This is a genomic window from Chryseobacterium sp. G0201 (assembly GCF_003815655.1).
Classification (GTDB): Bacteria; Bacteroidota; Bacteroidia; order Flavobacteriales; family Weeksellaceae; genus Chryseobacterium.
In genome coordinates this window covers 4,418,034-4,430,116 of sequence record NZ_CP033917.1, presented here as the reverse complement: position 1 = coordinate 4,430,116, position 12,083 = coordinate 4,418,034, and the positions used below count along the sequence as shown (strand labels likewise).

8 protein-coding genes and 1 riboswitch are annotated in these 12,083 nt (G+C 35.6%); of the genes, 3 read left to right on the top strand and 5 right to left on the bottom strand.

Annotated features, from left to right (window positions below; genetic code table 11):
- Positions 1-33 precede the first annotated feature (33 nt).
- The 3 genes from EG348_RS19880 to EG348_RS19870 are packed head-to-tail and all read left to right on the top strand — an operon-like array spanning position 34 to position 5,679.
- A complete protein-coding gene (locus EG348_RS19880) occupies positions 34-1,383 on the top strand; it encodes a TolC family protein (protein WP_123984683.1) in 1,350 nt (449 codons plus the stop codon).
- A gap of 9 nt (positions 1,384-1,392) precedes the next feature.
- Positions 1,393-2,454, top strand: coding sequence for an efflux RND transporter periplasmic adaptor subunit (locus EG348_RS19875; RefSeq protein WP_123984682.1), 1,062 nt, complete (start codon positions 1,393-1,395; stop codon positions 2,452-2,454).
- Positions 2,455-2,460: 6 nt separating this feature from the next.
- Entirely contained in the window at positions 2,461-5,679 is a 3,219-nt protein-coding gene (locus EG348_RS19870) for an efflux RND transporter permease subunit (RefSeq protein WP_123984681.1), read from the top strand.
- Between the two features lie 355 nt (positions 5,680-6,034).
- Here the strand turns inward: EG348_RS19870 and EG348_RS19865 are convergent, their stop codons facing one another.
- The 5 genes from EG348_RS19865 to metE form a co-directional block, all read right to left on the bottom strand.
- On the bottom strand, positions 6,035-6,481 hold the full coding sequence (locus tag EG348_RS19865) for a KTSC domain-containing protein (protein WP_066757909.1): 447 nt from the start codon (positions 6,479-6,481) through the stop codon (positions 6,035-6,037).
- A 201-nt stretch (positions 6,482-6,682) separates the two neighbouring features.
- Positions 6,683-7,663, bottom strand: a complete 981-nt coding sequence (locus tag EG348_RS19860; RefSeq protein WP_228414792.1) for an MvaI/BcnI family restriction endonuclease — start codon at positions 7,661-7,663, stop codon at positions 6,683-6,685.
- Between the two features lie 147 nt (positions 7,664-7,810).
- On the bottom strand, positions 7,811-7,996 hold the full coding sequence (locus tag EG348_RS21960) for a hypothetical protein (RefSeq protein WP_228414791.1): 186 nt from the start codon (positions 7,994-7,996) through the stop codon (positions 7,811-7,813).
- Between the two features lie 3 nt (positions 7,997-7,999).
- Complete coding sequence (dcm, locus tag EG348_RS19855) at positions 8,000-9,187, bottom strand: DNA (cytosine-5-)-methyltransferase (protein ID WP_317126986.1); 1,188 nt, start codon at positions 9,185-9,187, stop codon at positions 8,000-8,002.
- Between the two features lie 128 nt (positions 9,188-9,315).
- On the bottom strand, positions 9,316-11,631 hold the full coding sequence (gene metE / locus EG348_RS19850) for a 5-methyltetrahydropteroyltriglutamate--homocysteine S-methyltransferase (protein WP_123984679.1): 2,316 nt from the start codon (positions 11,629-11,631) through the stop codon (positions 9,316-9,318).
- 219 nt (positions 11,632-11,850) lie between these two features.
- Positions 11,851-12,035: riboswitch (cobalamin riboswitch) on the bottom strand.
- Between the last annotated feature and the right edge of the window lie 48 nt (positions 12,036-12,083).

Here is a 12,083-nt window from a genome sequence, read left to right as displayed (position 1 = left end):
ATACATTAAAAAAATAAACGAAGTATAAAAATTATGAAAAGAAAACATACTGCAAATAAGCTGAAAATTGGGATAGCTGCTGCATTTATGATTTTCGGCTTTTCATCAGTGTTTGCCCAACAGCAGGTTTCTTTACAGGAAGCCATCAAGCAGGCGCTTCAAAATAAAGCGGAAGCCAAAAAGGCTGCTTTACAGATCAAAAAAGCTGAATATAAAATTGACGAAGCCAGAGCCGGAGCTTTGCCACAGATAAGTGCTACTGCGGGGTTAACGTATAACCCAATCATTCAGGAATCTTTACTTGAATTTGGAGGAGAAAGAATAAGAGCCCAACTGGGACAACCTTGGAGCTCAACTGCTTCTGTACAGGTTCAGCAGGCTATTTTTGACCAAAGAGTTTTCACAGGTCTTAAAGCGGCAAAATCAACAAGAGAATTCTACGTTTTGAATGCTCAGTTGACGAACGAACAGATCATCGAAAATGTGGCAACAGCTTATTATCAGGTTTTTGTACAGGAAGAAAATTTGAAGACGGTAGAAGCGAGTTATAAAAATACTGAAAAAGTAAGAAATGTTATTAAAAGCTTAGTTGATAACGGTTTGGCGAAAGGTATCGATTTAGATCGTACAAATGTTCAGTTAACGAATATTGGTTCAAACAAGCAAACATTAATCAACTCTGTGGAACTTTCAAAAAATGCTTTGAAGTTTTACATGGGTGTTCCGATCGGGACAGATATTGAACTTGAAGAAAAAACGATCGAACCAAAACCAGAATTGATCGCAAGCAATATCAATCTTGACGACCGTACAGAAATCAAAGTTTTAAACAAAAACAGAGAGCTTCTTGTATACAATAAAAAAGCAACGGAAGCCTATTTGTATCCTACCGTAAATTTGGTTGCCAATTACGGTTGGGGAGGTCAGGGAGCAAAATTCCCGCTTACAAACGGTCTTAATAACGGAGTTCTTTGGAGTGATTATTCAGCGATTGGTTTAAATGTAAACATCCCGATTTTCACGGGTGGTGCAACAAAAGCGAAGATCAATCAGGCTGAAATCGATATTCAGGATCTAGATGTGGATATTCAGAATACACAGCTAAGTTTAAGTTTAGATTATAAAAATGCAATCACCAATATGGAAAATGCATTAATTAATATCGAAAGCATGAAAGATAATGTAGGTTTGGCTGAAAGAGTTCAGAAAAACACACAGTCTAACTATCAGTACGGTTTAGCGACACTTACTGAAGTTCTGGATTCTGAAAATGCTTTAACGCAGGCAAAACAGAACTACTCAAATGCTTTGTTAGATTATAAACAAGCTGAGATCAAGCTAATTAAAGCTAAAGGAGAATTAAACACATTACAAAACCCATAATAAACTATAATGAAAAAAACTTTAATATATATCATCGTGGCAGCTGTACTTGTTGGTTTAGCAGCATATAAAATTGCCGATAATAAGAAGAAACAAGAAACAGAAGTAAAAGAAGTTGCTAAGCAGGTTGACAAGATCAATGTAAACATTGTAACGGTAGCAAGAGAAAATATCAATACAGATTACACCGCTAACGGAACTTTCCTTCCAAAGCAGGAGATGAATCAGTCTTCTGAGATCTCAGGACGTATTGTAAATGTTTTGGTAAAAGAAGGTTCAAGAGTTGGAGCAGGTCAGGTTTTAGCAACAATTAAAAGAGATGCGATCGAAGTTGACATTTCTCAGGCTCAAAACAACTTGCAAAATGCAGTGATCGATAACCAACGTTACGAAAATGCATATAAAACAGGAGGTGTTACAAAACAACAGTTGGATAACTCAAGATTACAATTGAAAAATGCGCAGGTTGCAGTAAGAGCTCAGGGAGTAAGAGTAAATGATACAAGTATCCGTGCAGGAATCAGCGGAACGATCAATAAAAAAATGGTTGAACCGGGAACAGTAGTTTCAATAGGAACTTCAATGTTCGAAATTGTTAATATTAATAGCTTAAAACTTTCAGTTTTAGTGGACGAAAGCCAGATCGGAAGAATTCAGTTAGGCCAGGAAGTTCCAATTAATGTTAATGTTTTACCGGAAGATTCTTTCAGCGGTAGAATTACGTTTATTGCTCCAAAAAGTGATGCTTCTTTAAATTTCCCGGTTGAAATTGAAGTTCAGAACAGAGGAAACTTAAAAGCAGGGATGTACGCAACGGCTTTGTTTAAAACAAATCACGGTGCTGAAACTCAAAATATGTTAACCGTTCCTGCGGAAGCTTTCGTAAACGGAGTAAGTTCAGGACAATTGTTTATCGTAAACAACGGAACTGCTAAATTGATCAAAGTACAAACCGGAAAAGTTTACGGCGATAAAATTCAGATCTTAAGCGGACTGAATGGCGGTGAACAGGTAATTACCAGCGGACAGATTAACCTTGATAACGGTTCGAAAATCAATATCGTAAAGTAACAGAAGATGAAGTTAGCAGAAATATCCATTAAAAGACCGTCCCTGGTTATCGTATTGTTTACGATACTTACGCTGGGTGGTTTATTAAGTTACTCTATGATGGGGTACGAGTTGATTCCGAAGTTTGAAACCAATATGGTAACCATTTCTACGGTATATCCGGGAGCTTCACCTGCTGAGGTGGAAACTTCGGTAACCCGAAAGATTGAAGATGCCGTTGGTTCCTTGGAAAACGTAAAAAAAGTAGAATCTTCATCTTACGAAAGTTTATCGGTAATCATGGTTCAGCTGAATACAGGTGCCGACGTAAACTATGCGTTGAATGATGCTCAGAGAAAGGTAAATGCAATTTTAGCAGACCTTCCGGACGATGCAGATCCGCCATCACTGCAAAAATTCTCATTGGATGATTTACCGATCATGACGTTGAGTATTTCCAGTGATAAATTGAATAATAAAGATCTTTATGACCTTTTAGATAAAAAAATAGAGCCTATTTTTTCCCGTGTAAACGGTGTGGCTCAGGTTGATCTTGTAGGTGGACAGGAGAGAGAAATTCAGGTAAGTTTAGATGAAAAGAAAATGCAGGGGTACGGTCTTGCTATCGCAGATGTACAGCAGGCAATTCTTTCTTCAAACTTAGATTTCCCGACGGGAGCTTTGAAAACGAGAACTTCAAGATCTACGATCAGACTTTCAGGAAAGTATAGAAACGTTCAGGAGATGAATAATCTTGTAGTTTCTAATAAAAATGGAGCTCAGGTTCGTTTGTCTGATATTGCAACCGTTTTCGATACCCAAAAGGATGTTGAAAAAGTAGCAAGATACAACCAGAATTCAACGATTTTGCTTCAGGTTAAAAAACAGTCTGATGCCAACGCGGTTTCAGTTTCAGAAGCTATTCAGAAAACAATTGCTGATGTTCAGAACAATTATAAAACTCAAGGAGTTAAAATCAATATTGTAGATGATACAACAGACTTTACGCTTGAAGCTGCAGACCACGTAATCTTCGATTTATTCTTGGCGATTATCTTGGTAGCAGTAGTAATGTTATTGTTCCTTCACAACATCAGAAACGCATTTATCGTAATGGTTTCGATTCCGATGTCATTGATTGCAACGGTAATCGGAATGTATCTGATGGGGTATACCTTAAACTTAATGAGTTTATTAGGACTATCATTGGTAGTGGGTATCCTTGTGGATGACGCGATTGTGGTTTTGGAGAACGTTTACCGTCACATGGAGATGGGGAAAAGCAGAATCCGTGCAGCGTATGATGGTGCTTCAGAAATTGGATTTACCGTAACGGCGATTACCTTGGTAATTGTGGTTGTATTCTTACCGATCGCGATGAGTTCGGGGTTGGTATCTGATATCCTGGCGCAGTTCTGTGTAACCGTAGTTATTGCGACATTATTCTCATTATTAGCTTCATTTACCATCATTCCTTGGTTATCTTCAAGATATGGTAAATTGGTGCATTTAACAGGTAAAAATCCTTTTGAGAAATTTATCCTTTGGTTTGAAAAGCAATTGGAAAAATTCACACACTGGATTACAGGAATTTTGGAGTGGGTGCTGAAATCTACATTAAGAAGAGTGATGACCGTGATCGTAACGTTCATTATCCTGATTTCTTCATTCATGTTGGTAGTATTTGGATTTATTGGAGGTGAATTCTTCCCTAAAATGGATAGAGGACAGTTCCTTGTTCAGATGGAGTTACCAAAAGATGCTTCTGTAGAAAAAACCAATCAGGTTACTTTAGCGGTTGAAAAATACCTTAGAAATGATAAAGATGTAGTGGATATGATCACAACAGTTGGTCAGCAGTCATCAGGTTTTGGTGGGGCACAGGCTACGTTGTATCAATCTGAAATCCAGGTTATTTTGGTTGATAAATCTGAGCGTAATGAAAGTACAGATATCAAATCTGCAAAAATCAAGAGAGCGTTGGAAGAAAAATTCACAGGAGTTGAATTTAAAACAGCACCAATCGGATTAATGGGAGCAGATAATGCACCAATTGAAATGGTGGTAACAGCTCAGGATAACGAAACGGCAAATAAAGAAGCCAACAGAATTCTTGAATTGCTTAAAAAAGTTCCCGGTTCTGTAGATGCTGAATTATCAACTGACTCTGGAAGCCCGGAAGTTCAGGTGAATATCGATAGAGATAAAATGGCTTCTTTAGGTTTAAATCTTTCAAGTGTAGGACAAACGATGCAGACTGCATTCAGTGGAAATACAGACGGAAAATTCAGAGCCGGAGAATATGAATATGATATCAACATCCGTTTTGGGGATGCCAACAGACAGTCGATTGATGATGTAAGAAACTTAATGTTTACGAACCCTAAGGGAGAGCAGATCAGATTAAGTCAGTTTGCTGATGTAAAAATGGGTTCTGGACCAAGTTTATTGGAACGTAGAGATAAAGCACCTTCTGTAAAGGTAAAATCTAAAGTAGTAGGTCGTCCTGTAGGAGATGTTGCCAACGAATGGGCAGCTCAGTTTATGGACAATGAAAAGACCAAACCTGCAGGGGTAAGCTACATCTGGAGTGGTGATATGGAAAACCAGACTGAAGGTTTCGGTACTTTAGGAATCGCTTTATTAGCGGCTATCGTATTAGTTTATCTGGTAATGGTTTCATTGTATGACTCATTTGTATATCCGTTCGTGGTATTATTCTCAATTCCTTTGGCATTGATCGGGGTAATGGTAATTTTGGCCATCACCGGAAACTCCTTAAATATCTTTACGATGTTGGGGATGATCATGCTGATTGGTTTGGTTGCGAAGAACGCGATTATGATTGTCGACTTTGCGAATATGAGAAAAGAAGCCGGTGCCAATACGCATGACGCTTTGATTCAGGCTAACCACGCCCGTCTTCGTCCGATCTTGATGACAACGATTGCGATGATCTTCGGTATGATCCCGATTGCGATTGCGAAAGGAGCAGGAGCGGAGATGAACAACGGATTGGCTTGGGTAATTATCGGTGGTTTAACATCATCATTATTCCTGACGTTGATCATTGTACCGGTAGTGTATTCTCTAATGGAATCAACAATTAATTTCTTTACAAGATTATTTAATAAATGGTTTGGAACCAACATGGGTGAAAAAGTAGACTACGATGCTGAAATGAAGGCTGAATATGAACATAAAGAACTAAGTGAAGACGGTTACACACCGAAACACATAGATTAATATAACAACCTTAATTAACCTAAAAAGCGTATCAGAAATGGTACGCTTTTTTTGTCATTGCGATGAGCAAAGCGAAGAAGCAGTCTCAATAGATAAGCAGGATCTTTGTCATCCCGGAGGGATCTAGACACGAATCTTTCCACACTATTCTCTAAAAACATTGTTTAGATCCCTCCGGGATGACAAAGTGAATGTGATTTTGCTAAGTAAAACGCCTTTGCGAACGAAAATATACTCAATGAATTTAAAAAAATCTTTGCGCCTTTGCTATTAACAAAAAAATAATATTTTAAAGCCCCTAAAAAAGGCCTCCAGAATGAACTGAAAGCCTTAATTTATCTTAATATATGGAAAATTAATCAGCCATCACCTCACCAGACTTTCTAAAGATAAAATTTCCATAGATGTGTCTTCTTGCGAAGCGGCTTGGAGAATCTGCATTCACCATTTTGATATAGGTATTTCTTGGAACTCCAATATATTCAAACATTTTCCCGTTCAAATGCTGAACTTTCAAAATAGATTTCTCCAAATAAAAATCCTGAATATTAGATTTTGTGATCGTCTCAGTATATTCTTCTTTATATTTTTCCTGCGTTTCTTCGTTGATGCTCACCAAAAAGTGGTACGCTTCAATAATAGATTTGCTTTTTTCTTCAGCTTCCAGTTTGCCAGCTTCATCATTCACAAATTTATCAGGATGCGTATCTTTCATCGTATTCCTGTAAATTGTTTTTAATTCTTTCAACGTAACGGTTTTATCAACCCCAAGAAGCTTTCTGTGCTCACCAACTCTTTTCATATGTATGATCCTTATTTCGGGGTGCAAAATTAAGCTTTTTTATTTTAAAAACCGTAAGTTATTCAGTATTAATTTATTTGATAAGTAAGTGATAAATTATTTAACAATGTTTTTTTTATTCTTTATGTAAGATAAATAATTGCTAAATAATTTAATTTATATTAACTTTTAGACTAAAAATAGTACCGTTTTTTGATACATCTATTCGATAAATGGTAATTTCACTATTTCATTTTTTTTATATAATTCTTTCAGAAATTTAGATTTAATTCTGAATTGACTTCTTTTTTTTATTTTAGGTTTAGTTGAGGCATTCTCCATTTTAATTCCAGGATCATAGTAAATATTTCCTAAGTCCATTTGTTGTAAGAATAGTTGAAAATCTGTTCCAGTTCCTAATAATATTTCATTTCCATACTTATATTTTTGTTCTACAGCTTTATCTAACATTGAAGGGATATAACATGCTTGATTATGTTTTCTATTCCAATGTAGTAGCATAGAAGAAAAGCTCCAAGATGCTACATCATTTCCTAACTTATCTATTAAAGCAATTTTCCCATTAGAGTTTCTAATTTTTCCACTTTCTTTATCAAAACCAATGAGTTGCAATTCTAAATTTGTGGAGCTATGACATATGCCAGCTTTGTGAATTCCCCCAAAATTTATCCTATCCTCTCTTCCTGTTTTGTCTTTATAGCCGTGTTGTATTAAAAATTCTCTAGCCCCTTCAACTTTATATAAACCATCTGTAGGTTCTGGTGTCATTAGAGTTATTATTGAAGAATCAATTTTATTGAAATTTTTAACACCAAACTGTTTGATTTCCCATCCCAAGTAATCTGGTTCAGAATATCCATTTGGAGTTATACCAAGTTCCGCCTCAAGTGTATATCCTCCACAGTTTGAAGATAGACAGTCAAGAATATTTCCATATGAATCTAATCGTTTAGATTTAATCCAATCTAATTCATGAATTCTGTATAATTCGTTTAATAATTTTTTCTTATTATTTGCCGTTTTAGTTAATTCTATAATATTAAATACTCCAAAAATATCGTCAATTTCATGTTTACTAAATTCTTCTGAAATTTTATCATCTGGAGATACAACATAGCCAAGAATTATACCATTTGAAGATACACTTAAGAACAATAATCTATCAGCTGAACGATTTGCCATTAAGTTAGATGGTGGCTTTTCACATCTTGAAAGAAAGCCGGAAAATCTTACTTCAGGATATTTAGGGTATAAAATAAATTGAGATTTAGGAGCTGGATAAATGTTTCCATCTTCTGATATCCAAGAAAATTTAACTTTAGCTTTAAATCATTCGTTTTCCCATTCTCCTGATTCTTCTGCTTCTATTTCTGAAATTGGAAAAATGTTTAAAATCTCAAAATTTCCAGCTAAGTAAACTTGATTCTTTGAGTTGTCATTTGGTGCTAATTTTTTTACATAAACTTTTTTACAGCCGTTGTCAAGAAATACTTGTTTTAAACTTTCTAAATTCATTATTTATAGAAAAGATTTAATTATTTGTTTAGCGATAGAATCCATAAGTGGAACTGTGACAGAATTTCCAAATTGCTTATATGCTTGATTATCTGAAACAGGAATAATAAAATTATCAGGAAAACCCTGTAATCTGGCGCATTCTCTAGGAGTAAGCCTTCTTGGGTTTTTTCCCTCTTGAGGTATAAGAATTTCAGCTCCATCTTTATAATATCTAGCACTCAATGTTCTTGAAATTCCGTTTAAATCCGTCAAACCAAATCCAAAACCATTTCCCTTAGCTTTATGTTTTTTTGCATACTCTTGTAAGTAATTCCAAAGTTTATCAGATAATGTATATTTGGGATCTACATTATTTTCTAAAATATCTTTAATTGCAAATTTTTTTTCTGGCATTTTAGGGAATTGAAAATTTTCTTCTCGGTTAAAGACTTTGGTGTCAAATCCAACAATAATAATACGTTCTCTGTGTTGCGGAACAAAATGTTTTCCATCAAGGACTTTACAGTGAATGTTATAACCTAGACCTTCTAATGTTTCTCTTATGACTCTGAATGTATTTCCCTTATCATGTGAAACGAGATTTTTTACATTTTCTAAAAGAAATACTTTAGGTCTTTTATAATCTATAATTCTAGCTACATCAAAAAATAATGTTCCTTGAGTTGCATCTAAAAACCCGTGTGCTCTTCCAAGTGAATTTTTTTTAGATACCCCAGCAATTGAAAAAGGCTGACAAGGAAATCCTGCTAATAGAATATCATGATCTGGAATGTTTTCTTCATTAATCTTTGTTACATCTCCAAAAGGTACTTCTCCAAAATTAGTATCATAAGTCTGCTTAGAAAATTTATCCCATTCACTTGTGAAAACACATTTGCCACCTAAATTTTGAAATGCTAATCTGATACCTCCGATTCCTGCAAATAAATCAATAAAATTAAACTTAGAATTTTTAGGTGGAGGAAATGGGACATCCCATTTAATTGGTAAATAAGTTTGAAAATTTGGTTCTTCTACAATATCAAGTTTGTCGTATATTTTGTATAGATGTTTCTCAGCATTAGGCTTGTAATATTGTGAAATACCATTTTTAGGGTTTTGAAAATAATGTGTAAGGTAAGCTAAATTGTTTTCAGTCTCTTTAACAACTTCAAATTTTAATCTCTCTTTTATGTCTGAATACTTCATGCTCATATGTGTGCAATTTCGGAATTTTTTTTCAAATTTAGCTCTGAAAATGATACTATAAATTAAACAATATTTTATATGAAAACAGGAGCCCTCAGGCTCCCGAAAAAACAAATATCATTAAATTTTTAAAGCATATGCAAAGCAAATTCCTTACTCATCTCCCTCGAAGCTTCCACCATTGCAATCAGCGCTTTCTCCGTTTCATCCCAATGACGGGTTTTCAAACCACAGTCAGGATTTACCCAAAGTTGCTGTGCAGGAATTACGGCTTGTGCTTTTTTCAGCAGTTTTACCATTTCCTCTTTTGACGGAACTCTCGGTGAGTGAATATCATAAACTCCTGGACCAATCTCATTCGGATATTTGAAATCTGCAAAAGCATTCAACAGTTCCATCTGACTTCTGGAGCACTCAATCGTAATCACATCGGCGTCCATATCGGCTATATTTTGGATGATGTCATTAAATTCAGAATAACACATATGCGTATGAATCTGTGTCGCATCTTCCACACCGCTTGCCGAGATTCTAAAGGCTTCAACCGCCCATTTCAGATAATTCTGCCAGTCAGATTTTCTCAACGGAAGACCTTCACGAATCGCCGGTTCATCAATTTGGATGATTCTGATTCCCGCTTTTTCCAAATCATTCACCTCATCACGAATCGCTAATGCAATCTGTTTGCAAGTCAACGAACGAGGCTGGTCGTCACGCACAAAAGACCATTGAAGAATCGTTACAGGTCCCGTCAACATTCCTTTTACCCATTTTTTTGTTAAAGATTGCGCATATTCCGACCAATAAACCGTCATTGGATTCGGTCTGTGAACATCTCCAAAAATCACAGGTGGTTTCACGCAACGGCTTCCGTAACTTTGAACCCAACCGTTTTGAGTAAACGCAAATCCTGCCAATTGTTCCCCGAAATATTCCACCATATCGTTTCGCTCAAATTCTCCGTGAACCAATACATCGATCCCGATTTCTTCCTGCCAACGGATGGTTCTTTCGGTTTCCTGTTTCAGTAAATTGTCGTATTGTTCGGCATTTAATTCTCCTTTTTTGAATTTTGCACGCCAGGTTCTCACGTCTTTTGTCTGCGGAAACGAACCGATCGTTGTTGTAGGAAATAAAGGAAGTTGCAACACATTTTGCTGTGTTTCTTTTCTTACATTGAACGGAGAATTTCTCTGCGCATCTTCTTCAGTCGTCACATCAACACGGTTTTTCACGTCCTGATTGTGAATTAAGGTTGATATTTTACGGTTTTCAATTGCCTTTTTATTTTCAGCTAATTCCTGTAAAGTATTGTAAACCGGATTTTCTGAAGCCAGTTTTTTTAACGTAACAATTTCATGTACTTTTTGTTTTGCGAAAGCCATCCATTGTTTGATTTCGGGAGATAAAATATCTTCATTTTTCTCTGAATCAAGATCGAAAGGAGAGTGGAGCAATGAACAAGAAGGAGCAATAAAAACTCTTTCAGAACCAATTTTCTCAACAGCTTTTTTAATGAAATGTAGTGATTGGCTGAAATCATTTTTCCAGATATTTCTTCCGTCTACGATTCCCAAAGAAAGACTTAAAGTGTTTGGAATGGTTTGTAAAACTTCATCCAATTGTTCAGGTGAACGAATAAGATCAATATGTAAAACATCGATTGGAAGGGAAGTCACCAATGAGAGATTGTCTTTTAATCCATCAAAATAGGTGGCAACAATGAATTTTAGATTTGGAAACTGTTTTCTGATTTCAGCGTAGATCAATTGATACGTTTCTTTTGCTTTTTCATTTAAATCTAATGCTAAAAACGGCTCATCAAACTGAATATATTCTGCACCATGATTTTCTAATTCTTTTAAGATTTGAATATAAACTTGAACTAGGTTTTGGGCTAAATCTAACTTGTCAAAACCTTCTTCTTTTTCCTTTCCCAACAACAAATACGTCAACAAACCGATGATGACAGGCTTGGCGTTGATTCCTGCCTGCTTTGCGCTGATGAATTCCTGGATGATTTTATTGGAGAATAATGTAAACTCCTGATTTTTATTAAATTCTGGGACGATGTAGTGATAATTGGTATCAAACCATTTCGTCATTTCCATCGCGGTGATGTCCAAACCGTCTTTCTGGAAACCTCTTGCCATCGCAAAATAAAGGTCAAGTTCAGACTTTTTGAAAGCAATTTCCTGATAACGTTCGGGAATTGCTCCAACTGTCAACGTCATATCTAAAACCTGATCGTAATACGAAAAATCGTTGCAAGGAATAAGATCGATTCCTGCTTCCTGTTGCAGTTTCCAGTTGCTTTGGGAAATGGTTTTGCCAACTTCCAATAGTTCGTCTAAAACTATTTTTCCGGACCAATAGTTTTCACAAGCTTTTTTTAGTTCTCTGTTGCTACCAATACGCGGATAGCCAAGGATGTGTGTTTGCATTTTCTTTTAAACTTTTTAATTAAATAGTAATTGTAAAGTTCTTTTTGAATGCTTCAGAATGCCGTCGAAGAGAGAGCGTTTTTAGAAATAGAGTAGATACAATGAGGACGTAATTTTTCTTTTAATAAAGAGAATTAGTTTAAAAATCAATTTAAATTTTAAACCAAAATACGTTCAAAAGTATCATCTGTATGACCAAAAAGCTTCAAACCGCGAAAGCATTGTCAATTCGGAACAGGCAGGTCTCCTGACTTGTAACAATTTTTGTCATCCTTCCCGTTTTCACAGTGGATTTACTGGGACAAAAATCTTTTTGTGTTACTTACAGTTGCGCGACAGCTCGTGATTTTCACACGATTCCCTATTAATCTACGTTAAGTAAAACCTTTTCCGTTTGATGAAGTATGTTAAAGAACAAAATCTGGGATAAAGATATTGATTTAAGTAAATTG

Excerpts from the sequence above, each read along its gene's own strand:
- EG348_RS19860 (WP_228414792.1), bottom strand. The coding sequence starts at position 7,663 with ATGGCAAATCGTTCAGCTGATAGATTATTGTTCTTAAGTGTATCTTCA.
- EG348_RS19875 (WP_123984682.1), top strand. The coding sequence starts at position 1,393 with ATGAAAAAAACTTTAATATATATCATCGTGGCAGCTGTACTTGTTGGT.
- EG348_RS19865 (WP_066757909.1), bottom strand. The coding sequence starts at position 6,481 with ATGAAAAGAGTTGGTGAGCACAGAAAGCTTCTTGGGGTTGATAAAACC.
- metE (WP_123984679.1), bottom strand. The coding sequence starts at position 11,631 with ATGCAAACACACATCCTTGGCTATCCGCGTATTGGTAGCAACAGAGAA.
- EG348_RS19880 (WP_123984683.1), top strand. The coding sequence starts at position 34 with ATGAAAAGAAAACATACTGCAAATAAGCTGAAAATTGGGATAGCTGCT.
- dcm (WP_317126986.1), bottom strand. The coding sequence starts at position 9,187 with ATGAAGTATTCAGACATAAAAGAGAGATTAAAATTTGAAGTTGTTAAA.
- EG348_RS21960 (WP_228414791.1), bottom strand. The coding sequence starts at position 7,996 with ATGAATTTAGAAAGTTTAAAACAAGTATTTCTTGACAACGGCTGTAAA.
- EG348_RS19870 (WP_123984681.1), top strand. The coding sequence starts at position 2,461 with ATGAAGTTAGCAGAAATATCCATTAAAAGACCGTCCCTGGTTATCGTA.